The sequence below is a fragment of the Stenotrophomonas sp. ATs4 genome (assembly GCF_051861585.1).
Lineage (GTDB): Bacteria > Pseudomonadota > Gammaproteobacteria > Xanthomonadales > Xanthomonadaceae > Stenotrophomonas > Stenotrophomonas maltophilia_AS.
Window position 1 is genome coordinate 36,427 of the sequence record NZ_JBLYPK010000004.1, and the last position, 14,225, is coordinate 50,651.

At 68.0% G+C, this 14,225-nt stretch carries 15 protein-coding genes; 11 read left to right on the forward strand and 4 right to left on the reverse strand.

Translation table 11 applies throughout. The features are described from left to right. Nucleotides 1-451 precede the first annotated feature (451 nt). The 9 genes from ABR323_RS08280 to ABR323_RS08320 all read left to right on the forward strand — a co-directional run bounded on the left by ABR323_RS08280 (nucleotide 452) and on the right by ABR323_RS08320 (nucleotide 8,417). Nucleotides 452-1,885, forward strand: a complete 1,434-nt coding sequence (locus tag ABR323_RS08280) for a Do family serine endopeptidase (RefSeq protein WP_439448940.1) — start codon at nucleotides 452-454, stop codon at nucleotides 1,883-1,885. Between the two features lie 101 nt (nucleotides 1,886-1,986). Further along, entirely contained in the window at nucleotides 1,987-2,352 is a 366-nt protein-coding gene (locus ABR323_RS08285; protein ID WP_004137828.1) for a hypothetical protein, read from the forward strand. 8 nt (nucleotides 2,353-2,360) lie between these two features. Beyond that, nucleotides 2,361-2,831 carry a phage holin family protein gene (locus tag ABR323_RS08290; protein ID WP_014645651.1) on the forward strand — a complete coding sequence of 157 codons (471 nt, stop codon included), beginning with the start codon at nucleotides 2,361-2,363 and terminating at the stop codon, nucleotides 2,829-2,831. Continuing rightward, complete coding sequence (locus ABR323_RS08295) at nucleotides 2,828-3,289, forward strand: protein sip-5 (RefSeq protein WP_439448941.1); 462 nt, start codon at nucleotides 2,828-2,830, stop codon at nucleotides 3,287-3,289. Before ABR323_RS08290 ends, ABR323_RS08295 begins: the two co-directional genes overlap by 4 nt. A gap of 67 nt (nucleotides 3,290-3,356) precedes the next feature. Continuing rightward, on the forward strand, nucleotides 3,357-4,466 hold the full coding sequence (locus ABR323_RS08300; protein WP_135272017.1) for an AI-2E family transporter: 1,110 nt from the start codon (nucleotides 3,357-3,359) through the stop codon (nucleotides 4,464-4,466). Nucleotides 4,467-4,496: 30 nt separating this feature from the next. Then, on the forward strand, nucleotides 4,497-5,216 hold the full coding sequence (locus tag ABR323_RS08305) for an HAD family hydrolase (RefSeq protein WP_439448942.1): 720 nt from the start codon (nucleotides 4,497-4,499) through the stop codon (nucleotides 5,214-5,216). A 3-nt stretch (nucleotides 5,217-5,219) separates the two neighbouring features. Then, nucleotides 5,220-6,587, forward strand: a complete 1,368-nt coding sequence (locus ABR323_RS08310) for a leucyl aminopeptidase family protein (RefSeq protein WP_135272015.1) — start codon at nucleotides 5,220-5,222, stop codon at nucleotides 6,585-6,587. A gap of 193 nt (nucleotides 6,588-6,780) precedes the next feature. Continuing rightward, the gene (locus ABR323_RS08315) at nucleotides 6,781-7,884 is read left to right on the forward strand and encodes a catalase family peroxidase (protein ID WP_439448943.1); all 1,104 of its coding nucleotides are present in this window, start codon (nucleotides 6,781-6,783) and stop codon (nucleotides 7,882-7,884) included. After that, nucleotides 7,881-8,417 carry a cytochrome b gene (locus ABR323_RS08320; protein WP_439448944.1) on the forward strand — a complete coding sequence of 179 codons (537 nt, stop codon included), beginning with the start codon at nucleotides 7,881-7,883 and terminating at the stop codon, nucleotides 8,415-8,417. Before ABR323_RS08315 ends, ABR323_RS08320 begins: the two co-directional genes overlap by 4 nt. 76 nt (nucleotides 8,418-8,493) lie before the next feature. Here ABR323_RS08320 and ABR323_RS08325 read toward each other — a convergent pair whose 3' ends face one another. The 4 genes from ABR323_RS08325 to ABR323_RS08340 are packed head-to-tail and all read right to left on the reverse strand — an operon-like array spanning nucleotide 8,494 to nucleotide 11,983. Next, complete coding sequence (locus tag ABR323_RS08325) at nucleotides 8,494-9,096, reverse strand: response regulator transcription factor (protein WP_005407733.1); 603 nt, start codon at nucleotides 9,094-9,096, stop codon at nucleotides 8,494-8,496. After that, nucleotides 9,093-10,307 (reverse strand): sensor histidine kinase, encoded by a 1,215-nt coding sequence (locus ABR323_RS08330; RefSeq protein WP_439448945.1) that lies wholly within the window; start codon nucleotides 10,305-10,307, stop codon nucleotides 9,093-9,095. Before ABR323_RS08330 ends, ABR323_RS08325 begins: the two co-directional genes overlap by 4 nt. Before the next feature lie 6 nt (nucleotides 10,308-10,313). Continuing rightward, nucleotides 10,314-11,090 carry an ABC transporter permease gene (locus ABR323_RS08335; protein WP_439448946.1) on the reverse strand — a complete coding sequence of 259 codons (777 nt, stop codon included), beginning with the start codon at nucleotides 11,088-11,090 and terminating at the stop codon, nucleotides 10,314-10,316. Continuing rightward, nucleotides 11,087-11,983, reverse strand: a complete 897-nt coding sequence (locus tag ABR323_RS08340) for an ABC transporter ATP-binding protein (protein ID WP_439448947.1) — start codon at nucleotides 11,981-11,983, stop codon at nucleotides 11,087-11,089. The genes ABR323_RS08335 and ABR323_RS08340 overlap by 4 nt, the downstream gene beginning before the upstream one ends. Before the next feature lie 202 nt (nucleotides 11,984-12,185). Between ABR323_RS08340 and ABR323_RS08345 the strand changes: the two genes are divergently transcribed. Together ABR323_RS08345 and ABR323_RS08350 are read left to right on the forward strand one after the other, a co-directional pair. Beyond that, nucleotides 12,186-13,433 carry an efflux RND transporter periplasmic adaptor subunit gene (locus tag ABR323_RS08345; RefSeq protein WP_439448948.1) on the forward strand — a complete coding sequence of 416 codons (1,248 nt, stop codon included), beginning with the start codon at nucleotides 12,186-12,188 and terminating at the stop codon, nucleotides 13,431-13,433. A 102-nt stretch (nucleotides 13,434-13,535) separates the two neighbouring features. After that, nucleotides 13,536-14,225, forward strand: a complete 690-nt coding sequence (locus tag ABR323_RS08350) for an ABC transporter ATP-binding protein (protein ID WP_004137569.1) — start codon at nucleotides 13,536-13,538, stop codon at nucleotides 14,223-14,225.

Below are 14,225 nucleotides of genomic sequence, written 5' to 3' on the forward strand. Positions count from 1 at the left end.
GCTATACCGACATTGACGATCGTGGAACGGGGCATGCGCCAACTATCGCATCTGTTGCGACGCCAATGGTGTAGCACGCCACCCTTGCAGGCGATGCATGTGTGCAGGAAACCCCTTCTTTTCAGTACTGCGCCGCCCTGACCCAGCTGCCGCAGGCGATCACTGCACGCGCCTGCTCGAATGCAGGCGAAGGTGTGCGCAATGGCGCATCGCGGCACCAGGTTGCGCGGAACTGCGCAAGTCCCGGCCTGTATCCGCAGCGCATCCGATGGAGGAAGAACGCGTACGCAGTCCCTCTGCTGATGCCATGCCCGACCCGAAGATGACGCCGGCCAACCCGCTTCCCGGCATTCGGTTTTCATGGCGCATTTATCCAGATCGCGACACACTCATTCAGCTTGTTTTACCGTAGAGCCGAACGGCCCCCACCCACGCCAGCGAACCGACTCCCATGCGACCGCTTCCCACCCTGCTTACGCTCGCAATCGCCGCCGCCTTCGGTGGCTTCGTTGCCACCGGCCTCAATGCGCACCTGGACAACCGTGCCGACGCTGCGCCGCTGCCGGCAGTACTGCCCACCGCCGCCGCATTGCCAGCCTCGGTCGCCGGGCAGGCGGTGCCGTCGCTGGCGCCGATGCTGGAGAAGGCGATGCCGGCGGTGGTCAGCGTCAACACCAAGCAGGTGGTGCGCGTGCGCAACCCCTTCTTCAACGATCCGTTCTTCCGCCGCCTGTTCCCGGACATTCCGCAGGAACGCATCAACGAATCGCTGGGCTCGGGCGTGATCATCGACGCCAAGGAGGGCCTGGTGCTGACCAACCACCATGTCATCGACAACGCCGATGACGTGCAGGTGACGCTGGCCGATGGCCGCACGGTCAAGGCCGAGTTCCTCGGTTCGGATCGCGATACCGACATCGCGCTGATCCGCATTCCGGCGCAGAACCTGACCGACATCAAGCTCGGCAACAGCGACCAGCTGCGCGTGGGCGACTTCGTGGTGGCCATCGGCAACCCGTTCGGCTTCAGCCAGACGGTCACCTCGGGCATCGTTTCGGCGGTGGGCCGCAGCGGCATCCGCGGCCTGGGCTACCAGAACTTCATCCAGACCGATGCGTCGATCAACCCCGGCAACTCGGGTGGCGCACTGGTCGATCTGCAGGGCCAGCTGGTCGGCATCAACACCGCCAGTTTCAACCCGCAGGGCAGCATGGCCGGCAACATCGGCCTGGGCCTGGCGATTCCCTCCAATCTGGCGCGCAGCGTGGTCGACCAGCTGGTCAAGCATGGCGTGGTGGTGCGCGGCACGCTGGGCGTGGAGAGCCAGAACCTGACCGCACAGATCGCGCAGGGCCTGGGCCTGGGCGAAACCCGCGGCGCGCTGGTCACCCGCGTGCTGGCCGGTTCGGCCGCGGCCGCTGCAGGCCTGAAGCCGGGCGACGTGGTGGTGTCGGCCAACGGCCAGCGCGTGGACAGCGCCGAGGCGCTGCACAACGTGGAAGGCCTGGCCGCAGTGGGCAGCCCACTGGCCCTGGACGTGCGCCGCGAGGGCAAGTCGCTGCAGATCAAAGCGATATTGAAGGAACAGGCACGCGCGGTCACCGGTGAGAGCCTTGACCCCCGCCTGGGCGGTGCCACCTTCGTCGATCTGCCCGAGTCGCTGCGCCAGTCCGGCGTTGGCGGTGTGCTGGTCAGCGAGGTCAAGCGCGGCAGCCGCGCGGCCACCAACGGGCTGCAGCAGGGCGACATCATCACCGATGCAACGGTAGGTGAATTCGCCGACCTGGCCAGCTGGCGCGCCAATTTCCAGCAGCGCCCACCGACGCTGGTGCTGCGCGTGCTGCGCAACAATGGCCAGCAGCAGGGCCAGCTCGTGATGCGCTGATCGCCCAGCCGTAACACCCCCTATACCCCGGCAATGCTATTGCTGTCAGTCCAGGTCGGCACCGCCGCCCCCCGTTCCCCCATCGCAACAGGAGTGATTCGATGAGCCCCACCAATACCGAGAACCTGAAGGACCACCTGGGTGAAGCCGGTTCCCACCTGAAGCAGGCCGCCAGCGCTGCCGGCGGTGCGATCAAGGGCGCAACCGGTGCAGCAACCGACGAACTTCGCATCGGCAAGGCCAACGTCAAGGCTGAGCTGTCCGACAGCGCGCTGTCCGGCCTGGCCGCCGCCGAATTCGGCGGAGCCGCCGCCAAGGAACAGGTCGATGCACTGATGGACAAGGGCAAGGACCTCATCGACAGCGCCGCTGAACTGATCCGCGAACGTCCGCTGGCCTCGTTCGGCGTCGCCTTCGCTGCCGGCTGGATCATCGCCAAGCTGGCCCGCGGCAGCAGCGACAAGTAAGCCGCAGCGTGAGCGAAGACAACGCGCAAGCGCCTGATCCAGCGGCCACACCGCCGCTGGATGAGAGCATCCGCCAGGTCGGCGCGGCCGGTCGTGCCGCCGCCGATTCTGCCAAGCACACGGTACGTTCCCTGCGCCGGTTGGCCTCGGCCGACTTCGCGCTGGCGCGCAGCGCATTCGGTCGCGCGCTGGCCTGGGCCGGCGTGGCGATCGTGTTCGGCGCCTCGGCCTGGCTGCTGATGGCCGCCACCCTCATCGCCCTGCTGCAGAGCTGGGGCCTGAGCTGGCTGCAGGCCCTGCTGATCACCTCGCTGCTGAGCCTGGCCGTGACCGGCTACGCGATCTGGCGGGTGTCCTACTTCTTCCACCACACCGGCATGCACGCCACCCGGCGCCAGCTGTCGCGCCTGGGCCTGTTCGACGAGCCCAGCGAGGACGACCCTGATGCCGGGGTACAGCTGCCGGAGGGCAAGCCATGAAGTTCGGCGCGCTGCAGCGGCGGGTAAAGCGCTGCGAACAGGTGGTGACCGTCCGCCTGGGCGAAACCCAGGACCACTGGGGCACGCTCAGCCAGGTCTGGCGCCAGGGGTGGTCGCCGATGCGCATCATCGTGGTCGGCCTGGCCGGTGGCTTCATCGCCGGCAAGTTGGAAGTGCCGGGCCGGGTGAACGGTGCGCGCTGGCTGCAGATGGTGGGTTCGGTCTCGAACCTGTTCGCCAGTGCACAGGCAGCGTTCGCCACGGCGATGGCAGCACAGGCCGCGGCCACCGCCGACGATGCAGCCGAAGAAGCCGACGATGCCAGCGAACAGGCACAGGCGGCAGCATCAGCGGCTGGCGCTCGACCGGCCCCAGCACCACAACCGCAGGCAGCACCGGAACCGGAAGTGCGCGAACCGCGACCGGCCGAAGCAGCCACTGAGCTGTCCGAACGTTGATTCACGGGATCCGCCGCGCCGATCGCGGCCGGCGGATAATGCGTATCCCTTCCCGGTTGGTGCGTCGATGAGCGAGTTCCCTCTGTCCCCGTCACCAGCCGGCCCGGAACTGCCCGAGGCGCCACTGCCGCCCACCTCGCGCCCGCGTGGGCCGATGTCGCTGGTGGTGCTGGCCGCGCTGGCGGTGGGCTACACCTTGTGGGCGGCCCAGGACATCATCCTGCCGGTGCTGCTGGCGATGTTCTTCGCGCTGGTCGGCAACCCGATCCTGCGCCTGCTGCAGAAGCTGTGGATCCCCCGTGCGCTGGGCGCGCTGCTGATTCTCGGTGCCGGCCTCGGCGTGACCGGGTCGCTGGCGGTGCAGCTGATCGGACCCGCAATGGAATGGGCGCAGGAAGCCCCGCAACAGCTGCGCAAAGTGGCCCGCCAGGTGCAGGACCTGACCAAGCCGGTGCAGCAGGCCAACCAGGCCGCGGAAAACTTCGCCCGCGTTGCCGGCGGCGACAGCAACCGCAAGGTGCAGGTGATCCGCACCCAGCTGGACGACCCGTACCGCATGCTGACCCGCGCGCCGCGGCTGGCCGCCTCGGTGCTGGCCGTGGTGCTGCTGACCCTGTTCTTCATGATCTACGGGCAGAGCCTGCAGCGCGCGGCCATCGCCCTGTTTCCGAACCGACAGCAGCAACGCTTCACCAGTGACATCCTGCGCTCGATCGAACGCGAGGTCTCGCGCTACGTGCTGACCATCAGCGTGATCAATACGCTGGTCGGCCTCGTGTTCGCCGGCGTGCTGATGCTGCTGGGCATCAGCCTGCAGGAAGCGCTGTTGTGGGGCACGGTGGCCGCACTGCTGAATTTCGCACCCTATGTGGGCCCGCTGATCGGCGTGGCGCTGATGCTGCTGATGGGCTTTGTCGAGTTCCGCGACCCACTGCAGGCGCTGTTGCCGGCCGCCGCCTACCTGGGCCTGCATACCCTGGAAGGGCAGATGGTGACCCCGGTCGTGCTGGGCCGGCGCATGAAGCTGTCACCGCTGGTGCTGATCCTGGCACTGATGGTATTCGGCTGGGCCTGGGGCATGATCGGGCTGCTGCTGGCGGTGCCGTTGCTGGTGTGCATCAAGCTGGTGCTGGCACGGCTGGACGGCATGCAGGGCTGGGCGCGCCTGCTGGAATGAAAGCCCGCGCGGGCGGGGTAGAATGGCGGGGTGAAATTCCCTGTCCTTGCCATCACCCTCGACCTCGACGACACGCTCTGGCCGTTCGCTCCGATCGGCGCCCGCATCGACCTGGTCCTGCACGAGTGGATGCGTGAACACAGCCCTGCCACCGCTGCGATGTATCCGCTGGCGGCGATGCGCGAACTGCGCGAGCGCTCGTTCCGAGACAATCCACACCTTCACCATGACCTCAGCGCGCTGCGTCGGTTGACGCTGCAGGAGGCGCTGCAGAACAGTGGTGCCAGCCTGGCGTTGCTGGAGCCGGCCTACGAAGCGTTCTACGCCGCACGCAACCAGGTCGAGTGCTATCCCGATGCGATCGATGCACTGGCGCGGATTGCCGCGCGGGTACCGGTCGCAGCGCTGAGCAACGGCAATGCCGATCTGGAGCGGATCGGCCTGGCCCATCATTTCGCCTTCCAGCTGGGCGCGCGCGAACACGGCGCGGCCAAGCCGGACGCGAGCATCTTCCACGCCGCCTGCACCCGACTGGGTGTGGCGCCGGCACAGGTACTGCACGTGGGCGACCACGCCGAGATGGACGTGGCCGGGGCGATCGCCGCTGGCCTGCGCGGCTGTTGGATCAACCGCGAAGCCGCCACCTGGACCCATCCGAACCTGCAGCCGGACCTGCAGTTCGACACCCTCACCGGCCTGGCCGACTGGTTGGACGACAACCTCGATGCCGCCGCACCCCGGAGTATCTGACGCATGAGCGAGATCACTGGTTTCACCGCCGAAACCGCCGCAGCCCTGCCGCTGCATGTGCTGGGCCGCGAGCAGTTCGCAGCCTGGAAGGATGGCCAGCCGGCCGCTACCCAGGCCTGGCTGGCATCGCAGGGCTTCACCGCCGGCGCGCACAGCGTGGCTCTGCTGCCGGGCACCGATGGCCTGGCCGGTGCGGTGATCGGTGTCGGTGACCGCGCTGATGCCTACAGCTATGCGCATGCGCCGCATGCCCTGCCGGAAGGCAGCGTGTGGCAGCTGGCCAGCGAACTTCCGGCCGACGAACAGGCACTGCTGCAGCTGGGCTGGGGCCTGGGCAGCTACCGCTTCGACCGTTACCGCAAGCGCAATCGCGCCCCGGCACAGCTGGTGGCGGCGCCGTCCGGCGAAGTGGCCGATCTGATCGCCGCCAGCCTGCGCGTGCGCGACTGGGTCAACACGCCGACCGAAGACATGGGTCCGCAGCAGCTGGAAGACGCCGCGCGTGCCCTGGCCGAGGCGCATGGCGCGCAGGTCGAGGCGATCACCGGCGATGAACTGCTGAAGCAGAACTTCCCGGCCATCCACGCCGTGGGCCGCGCCTCGCACCGTGCGCCGCGCCTGGTGGTACTGCGCTGGGGCAAGGAAACCGACCCTGCACTGGTGCTGGTCGGCAAGGGCGTGTGCTTCGATACCGGCGGCCTGGACATCAAGCCGGCCGACGGCATGCGCAACATGAAGAAGGATATGGGCGGTGCTGCCCACGCGCTGGCCCTGGCCGGCCTGGTGATGGCACGTGGTCTGCCGGTGCGCCTGACCCTGCTGGTGCCAGCAGTGGAAAACGCGATCGGTCCGGATGCCTTCCGCCCGGGCGAAGTGATCGCCACCCGCAAGGGCCTGAGCGTGGAGATCGACAACACCGACGCCGAAGGCCGCGTGATCCTGTGCGACGCGTTGACCTTCGCCAGCGAACAGAAACCGGACCTGGTGCTGGACTTCGCCACCCTCACCGGCGCTGCGCGCATCGCGCTGGGCCCGGATCTGCCGGCGCTCTTCAGCAATGACGACAGCGTGGCCCAGCAGTGGCTGCAGGCCGGCGACGCAACCCGCGACCCGGTCTGGCGCATGCCGCTGTGGCGCCCGTACCTGCGTTACCTGAGCAGCGGCATCGCCGACCTGGCCAACGCCGGTTCGCGCATGGCCGGCTCGGTCACCGCCGCGCTGTACCTGGAACGTTTCCTGGAAGATGGCCAGCGCTGGGCCCATCTGGACGTCTACGCCTGGAACGACGGCGAACGCCCGGGCCGTCCGGCCGGCGGCGAAGCGCTGGCGCTGCGTTCGGCGTGGGCAATGCTGAAGGCGCGTTACGCCTGAGGGAGGCGCCGGGCATCGCCCGGCGCTACCGATGCCGGTGCGGGTACCGATCCGCACTCCCGATGGGTGCCGGCCTTGGTCGGCGCTGCATCGCCGGCAAATCTGACGAAAAATTGAATTTCGGCCCCGGCCGGGTTCTGCGAGGATGTGTGGGTCGACCACCCACACGCTCCGTGAAGGCAGGACTCCGACCATGTCGCTCTTCCGCTACACCCGCGCCGGCCAGACACCGGGCGCACCGCGCAAGCATTCACCGCTGCTCTGGATCGCATTGATCGCTCTCATTCTGGGTGCGGTCGCGCTGGCCTTCGCCTGGTTGGCCGGCTGGATCGGCAACCGCCTGACCGCGCAGCGCTTCACCGACACCATCGAGGCCACCGGCCCGGCCCATCCCGGCTTCCGCCGCGCGCACAGCAAGGGCATCTGCGTGAGCGGCTGGTTCGAACCCAGCGCACAGGCCCCGACGCTATCCAGTGCGCGCGTGTTTTCGCAGCAGAAAGTACCCGTGATGGGCCGCCTGTCGATCGGTGGCGGCGACCCTTACGGTGCCGACAACACCGCACGCGTACGCAGCCTCGCTGTGCAGATGGTCAGCGATGACGGCCAGGAATGGCGGATGGCGATGAACAGCTTCCCGTTCTTCGCCGTGCCCGATGCCGAGGCCTTCTACGAGCAGACGCGCGCCTCCATTCAGGACCCGGCCACCGGCAAGCCCGACCCGCAGAAAATGGCTGCAGTGCTGGCGAAATACCCCAGTGCACAAGCGTTCCAGCAGTGGGCCAAGACGGCACCGTGGACCAGCAGTTGGGCCGACACCACCTTCAACAGCGTCAACAGTTTCTGGTTCACCAATGCGCAGGGCCAGAAGCGCGCGGTGCGCTGGCATTGGCAGCCGCAGGCGCCGGTGGTGGAAATGGATGCGGAAACGCGCAAGCAGGCCAGCGTCGACTTCCTCAGCCAGGAACTGCAGCAGCGCCTGGCCAGCGGCCCGGTGCGCTGGAACCTGGTGGTTACCACCGCCGAGCCCGGCGATGCCATCGATGATCCGTCGGTACCGTGGCCCGAGTCGCGTGATCAGGTAGTGGCCGGCGTGCTCAGCCTGGACCGCATGCAGTCGCAGGAACAAGGCGCGTGCGGCCAGATCAACTTCGATCCGCTGATCCTGCCCAGCGGCGTGCGCGGCAGTGACGATCCGATCCTGGCCGCCCGCTCGGCGGTGTATTCGCAGTCCTTCAACCGCCGCGAACGCGAGCGCGCCACCGGCAACGTCGAGCAACCGAAGGAGGCCGCACGATGAGCAACGGCAACGGCCACTTCAACCTGCTGGCGCGGGTACTGCACTGGTCCATGGCACTGATGATCATCGCCATGCTGTTCGTCGGCGTGACCATGGTCGCCTCGCTGCACCTGCGGCCGATGCTGATCGATCTGCACCGCCCCTTGGGCATCGCCATCGGCGTACTGGTGCTGCTGCGTCTGTACAACCGGCTGCGCCATCGCCCGCCGCCGCTGCCTTCCGACCTGCCCGCCTGGCAGGTGCTGGCTGCGAAGGCCTCGCACTGGATGTTGTACGCGCTGATGCTGGCGATGCCGCTGATCGGCTGGGCGATGCTGTCGGCCGGTGGTTACCCGATCGTGCTGTGGGGCGGCCTGCACCTGCCACCGATCGTGCCACATACACCGGCGTTGTATGCCGCGCTGCGTAATGCGCACAGCCTGCTGGCGTATGTGTTGTTCGCCACGGTGCTGATGCATGTGGGCGCGGCGCTGTTCCACCTGTGGGTGCGGCGCGATGGGGTGTTCCAGGCGATGGCGCGCGGGAAGGATTGATCGGATTCGCCGGGCGTTCCCGGCGGATCGTTTCCGCGACCGCGGAAATGACATCACCGGGAAAAGCAGGACGCCTCTACAACCATCCCTTCTGCCGCGCCAGCCGGTACGCCTCGATGCGGTTGGCCACGCCCAGCTTGCCGATGCACTCGGACAGATAGTTGCGCACCGTGCCGTGCGACAACCCCAGCTGTTCGGCGATCTCGCTGGCGGTGCGGCCCTCGCCCGCCAGCCGCAGCACGCGGCGTTCGCGGTCGGTCAGGGGGTCGGCCTGCGACCACGCATCCAGCGCCAGCTGCGGGTCGATCGCGCGGATGCCCTGCTTCACCTTGCGCAGGGCGTCGGCCAGGTTCTCGGCCGGTGCGTCCTTCAACAGATAACCCAGCACGCCGGCTTCCAGCGCGCGGCGCAGGAAACCCGCACGGGCGAAGGTGGTCACGATCACTACCTTGATCGGCAGTTCGTGGCGGGCGATGCGCTGTGCCAGCTCCAACCCGCTAAGGCCAGGCATCTCGATGTCGGTGACCAGGATATCCGGCTGCAGCTGCTGCAGCATGCGCCACGCCGCCTCGCCATCGGCAGCGCTGCCCAGCACCTCGATGTCCGGCTCCAGACCCAGCAGTGCCGACAACGCGCCGCGCACCATCGCCTGGTCTTCGGCCAGCAGGATGCGGATCATGCGGCACCATCCTGCGCCAGTGACGCTGGCGACAGCGGCGTGGTCGCGGCCACCAGAGGCACGCGCACGGTCAACACCGTGCCTTCCCCGCGCGGCGACTGCAGCGTCAACTGACCACCCAGCGCCGCCGCCCGCTCACGCATGCCACACAATCCATTGCCCTCGGCCTGTACCCCACCGCGGCCGTCATCTCGTATCTGCATCGCCAACTGTCGCTCCTCAAGCTTGAAATCCACCTGCACGCGGGTCGCCTGTGCATGGCGCACGATGTTGGTTGCTGCCTCACGCAGCACCAGCGCCAGTCCACGTTCCACGTCGACCGGCATCGGTGGCGGCGGTGTGTACTGCAGGTGTACCTGCTGGCATTCCAGCAGCAGGCGTGCCGACGCCAGCTCGCCGGCCAGGTCGCTGGCGCGGATGCCGGTCACCGCACTGCGGACCTGTGCCAGCGCCTCGCGGGCGATGGCCTCGGCTTCACCGATCTCCTGCCGCGCACGCGCGTCGTCACGGTCGTACAGCTTGCGCGCCAGCTCCAGCTTCAACGTGATCAGCGACAGCGTGTGGCCCAGCAGATCGTGCAGGTCGCGGCCGATACGCTCGCGCTCGGCGGTGGTGGCGAGCCGCCGCACTTCGTCCTGTGACAGCTGCAGGGCAACGTCGCGCTGCTGGCTCAAGGCCTCCACATTCACCACCAGCCCGACGATGAACGACACCGCCGGCATCCACACCATCGCCTGCCATGGGTAGCCGAAATACAGCGCGGCACTGCAGAACAGGAGATTCAGCCCGGTGAGCTGCAGCAGGTACACCCACCAGCCACCACGGCTGCTCATGCGGATCATCACGCTGCCGAACACGAAGTAGCTCAGTCCCGACGGATACCACGGCAGCAGTACCAGGGCCATGAGGATCATGCCCAGCGCGTAGCGCCAGGCGTGGTGCCGTGGCGCCAGCATCACCTTCGCATAGAGCAGCAGGAACAACGGATAGCTGACCAGGGTCAGCAGCAGCCAGCGCAGCGTGAAGCCATTGCCGAGTACTGGGGTGAGGAAGATCCAGACCGACCACAGCAGGTGGATCGCACCGCTCCAGGGCGACTTGCCACGTCGCAGCAGTTCGGCCACGGCCGAATCCGGCGCGGGGCGCAGCAGGGACGCAAGCCAACTCGACGGCACGGGAGAATCCAGGCGGGGACGATCGCTGCCGATCATGCCAGTTCAGCCGATCCGGCGCAGGCGGCGGCTCGCCAGCAGCAGCGCGACCACGGTCACCGCCAGCAGCACCAGCAGATGGCCGGCGAGGCTGCCCACCGACGGCAGCCCGACCACCGGCAGCGCCAGCTGTGCCAGATGCCAGGTCGGCCACAGCGGTGCCATCGTCGAGAACAGCTTCGGCAGCGCCGAAAGTGGCAGCCACAGGCCCGACAGCAGGGCCAGCGGCAGGTAGACCAGGTTGACCATCGCCGGTGCCGCACTGGCACTGACATGGCTGCCGATCAGCAGGCCGATCGCCCCCAGCGGCAACGCCGCCAGTCCGGCCACCGCCATCAACTGCACCACCTGCAGCACGTGCAGCTGCACGCCACCAAGCACGCGCGCCACACCGATCAGCAGCGCTGCTACCAGCAGCGCGAACATCACCGCCATGGCCAGCCGTGCCAGCAACGGTGCCGCCGCCGGCATCGGCAGCGCGCGCTTGAGCGTCAGCAGGCCGCCTTCGCGATCCAGCGCCAGCTGCACGCCGAAGCCGAACAGCGCCGGGGCCATCGCACCAAACACGCAATAGGTGGCCAGCAGGTACAGCGGCGCATGCCCGCGCCCGAGCAGCACGCCGAACAACAGGTAGAACAGCACCGGGAACAGCAGCGAAGGCACGGCGAACGCTGGCGTGCGCCAGGCGCGGCGCAGTTCGGCCACCAGTTCAGCGCGGTACGGGCGCAGGGCCTGGCGCCAGACAGGCAGCGGCAACCTGGTGGTGCGGGCAAGGGTGTTCATGCGGCCTCCCGGGTCATGTCGAGGAAAGCGTCGGCCAGCGCCGCTCCCTGTACTTCCAGCTCACGCAGCTGCGCATCGGCCGCCAGCAGGCGCGCCACCACCGGCTCGGCCGGGCTGGCCAGCAGTTGCAGATGATCGCCTTCCCGCTGCGCCTGCTGCACACCCGGCCACTGCTGCACCTCATCGACCGCCAGCCTGCTGCGGCAGCGGATACGCCGTGGGCGGTCGGCCAACCGCAGTTCGGACAACGGGGCGTCGGCCAGCACCCGCCCCTGCTCCAGGACCACCACCCGCTGCGCCAGCGCCTCGGCCTCTTCCAGGTAGTGGGTGGTCAACAGCACGCCGCAGCCTTCGGCCACCCGCTGCCGAATGGCCTGCCACAGCGTCTGCCGTGCCTGGATGTCCAGGCCGGTGGTCGGCTCATCCAGAAACAGTACGCGCGGCCGTCCACAGATCGCGATGGCGAACTGCACGCAGCGCTGCTGGCCGCCGGACAGCTGGCCATAGCGGCGCGTGGCCAGGTCCTGCAGGCCGGCGCGCTGCAGCACTTCAGGCAGCGGCAGGGGATCGGCATAGCAGGCACTGGCCTGTGCCACCAGCTCGTCCACCTGCAACATCGGCGGCAGGCTGGTGCTCTGCAACATCACCCCCAGGCCGAGGCGGCAGGCACGCTGCTGCGGATCGCCGCCAAGCAGTTCCACCTGGCCGGCATCGGCGCGGCGCAGGCCCAACAGCACGCTGATCGCGGTACTCTTGCCGGCACCGTTGCGGCCCAGCAGCGCCAGCACCTGGCCAGCGCGTACCTGCAGGTCGATGCCGTGCAGGGCGGTATGGTCGCGGTAACGCACCTGCACCTGCCGCAGGTGGGCCAACGACGGGGCGATCGGATCCATGGGCAGTACCGGTAGCGGGGACGTTGCCATCCTGTGCCGCCGTGGTCACATTTCGCAGTTGCCACCGTCAATGTCTTCGGATGACAGCTGTCACTGCCGTCGTCGTTGTCCCTGCCGTCATGCTGTGCCGCACGCTCCACCGCCGGAACCGCCGCAGTCCGCCCTTCCGGTCACACCCGCCCGAATGCCTGTGATGGAACGAATGAACGCTTCTGCCGAGCTGTTGAAGGAACTCCGCATCGACCGCAAGTCGCCACCGCCGGCTTCCCCGGGTGGCAGCGGTGGTCGCCGTTGGTTGTGGATTGTCGTGGCCGTGATCGTCCTGCTGCTGGCCGGCGGTGCATACGCCCTGTTCGGCCGCGCCCCTGCCGTGGAAGTGGAAACCGCACCCGCGGTGGCCATCCAGCAGGGCAGTGCCAGCAGTTCGGTACTCGATGCCAGCGGCTATGTGGTGGCCCGGCGCATGGCCACCGTCTCGGCGAAGATCACCGGCAAGGTCCGCGAGGTGATGATCGAAGAAGGCATGCGCGTGGAGCAGGGCCAGATCATGGCCACGCTGGACCCGATCGATGCGGACGCGCAGCGCAGCCTGTATGCATCGCAACTGCAGGCCGCGCGCAGCCAGGTGGCCGGGCTGGAGGCACAGCAGAAGCAGGCCGCCGCCGAAGCAGGCCGCCTGCAGGCACTGGTCGGCCAGCAGCTGGTCTCGCGTTCCCAGTACGATCAGGCCGTGGCCCAGCGCGACAGCCTGCGTGCACAGTTGGAAACCGCGCAGCGCAATGTCAGGGTCGCCAACGATCAGCTCGCCATCGCCGACCTCGGCGTGGACAACAACATCGTGCGTGCGCCGTTCTCCGGTGTGGTCACCGCCAAGGCAGCCCAGCCCGGCGAAATCGTCTCGCCGCTGTCAGCCGGTGGTGGCTTCACCCGTACCGGCATCGGCACCATCGTGGACATGGAATCGCTGGAGATCGAAGTGGAAGTGGGCGAGGCCTTCATCGGCCGCGTGCAGCCGAAGATGCCGGTGGAAGCCACCCTCAATGCCTACCCGGAATGGAAGATCCCGGCCGAGGTGATCGCCATCATTCCCACCGCCGACCGCGGCAAGGCGACGGTGAAAGTGCGTGTGGCGCTGAAGGTGAAAGACCCCCGCATCGTGCCGGAAATGGGTGTGCGGGTGAGCTTCCTGGAACAGGCGCAGCCACAGGCAGCGGCCAAGCCGCAGGGCGTGCGGGTGCCGGCCGCCGCAGTGGTCCAGCGCGATGCTGCCTCGGTGGCCTTCGTGCTGGGTGACGAGAACCGCGTACAGCAGCGCACGGTCGAGGCTGGCCAGGCAATGGGCAAGGACCGCCAGATCCTCAAGGGCGTGAGCGCAGGTGAATCGGTGGTGGTGAACCCGCCGGACACCCTGCGCGATGGCGCCAAGGTGCAACAGAAACAAGCGCAGTAACGGCCTGGCGCCCATGGGCGCCGCCGGCAACACCGCTCGACGCACGCCCGCGGCCACCGCAGGTGCGCTTCCCCGTTTCCCGCCTTCCGTGGAGAACCACCCATGTCGACCCTGGTTTCACTGCGCAACATCACCAAGACCTACCAGCGTGGCCCCGAGAAAGTGCAGGTGCTGCACGGCATCGACCTGGACATCGCCAGCGGCGACTTTGTTGCGCTGATGGGCCCGTCCGGCTCGGGCAAGACCACCCTGCTCAACCTGATCGGTGGGCTGGACAACCCCAGCGGCGGCGAGATCAGCATCGAGGGCGAGCGCATCGACCAGATGAGCGGCGGCCAGCTGTCCACCTGGCGCAGCCACCACGTCGGCTTCGTGTTCCAGTTCTACAACCTGATGCCGATGCTGACCGCGCAGAAGAACGTGGAACTGCCGCTGCTGCTGACCCACCTCAATGCCGCCCAGCGCCGCCGCAATGCGGAGATCGCACTGACCCTGGTGGGCCTGGCCGACCGCCGCAGTCACCGCCCGAATGAACTGTCCGGCGGCCAGCAGCAGCGCGTGGCCATCGCGCGCGCGATCGTGTCCGACCCGACCTTCCTGATCTGCGACGAACCCACCGGCGATCTCGACCGCCAGTCTGCCGAGGAGATTCTGGGCCTGCTGCAGCAGCTCAACCGCGAACACGGCAAGACCATCATCATGGTGACCCATGACCCGAAGGCCGCCGAGTACGCCACCCATACGGTGCACCTGGACAAGGGTGAGCTGGCCGACGCGCCGCTGGCCCACTGA

Bases quoted from the DNA above. Each gene is read 5' to 3' on its own strand.
- ABR323_RS08335 (WP_439448946.1), bottom strand. From the start codon at position 11,090: ATGAACACCCTTGCCCGCACCACCAGGTTGCCGCTGCCTGTCTGGCGC.
- ABR323_RS08320 (WP_439448944.1), top strand. From the start codon at position 7,881: ATGAGCAACGGCAACGGCCACTTCAACCTGCTGGCGCGGGTACTGCAC.
- ABR323_RS08350 (WP_004137569.1), top strand. From the start codon at position 13,536: ATGTCGACCCTGGTTTCACTGCGCAACATCACCAAGACCTACCAGCGT.
- ABR323_RS08340 (WP_439448947.1), bottom strand. From the start codon at position 11,983: ATGGATCCGATCGCCCCGTCGTTGGCCCACCTGCGGCAGGTGCAGGTG.
- ABR323_RS08325 (WP_005407733.1), bottom strand. From the start codon at position 9,096: ATGATCCGCATCCTGCTGGCCGAAGACCAGGCGATGGTGCGCGGCGCG.
- ABR323_RS08310 (WP_135272015.1), top strand. From the start codon at position 5,220: ATGAGCGAGATCACTGGTTTCACCGCCGAAACCGCCGCAGCCCTGCCG.
- ABR323_RS08330 (WP_439448945.1), bottom strand. From the start codon at position 10,307: ATGATCGGCAGCGATCGTCCCCGCCTGGATTCTCCCGTGCCGTCGAGT.
- ABR323_RS08285 (WP_004137828.1), top strand. From the start codon at position 1,987: ATGAGCCCCACCAATACCGAGAACCTGAAGGACCACCTGGGTGAAGCC.
- ABR323_RS08300 (WP_135272017.1), top strand. From the start codon at position 3,357: ATGAGCGAGTTCCCTCTGTCCCCGTCACCAGCCGGCCCGGAACTGCCC.
- ABR323_RS08315 (WP_439448943.1), top strand. From the start codon at position 6,781: ATGTCGCTCTTCCGCTACACCCGCGCCGGCCAGACACCGGGCGCACCG.
- ABR323_RS08295 (WP_439448941.1), top strand. From the start codon at position 2,828: ATGAAGTTCGGCGCGCTGCAGCGGCGGGTAAAGCGCTGCGAACAGGTG.
- ABR323_RS08280 (WP_439448940.1), top strand. From the start codon at position 452: ATGCGACCGCTTCCCACCCTGCTTACGCTCGCAATCGCCGCCGCCTTC.
- ABR323_RS08345 (WP_439448948.1), top strand. From the start codon at position 12,186: ATGAACGCTTCTGCCGAGCTGTTGAAGGAACTCCGCATCGACCGCAAG.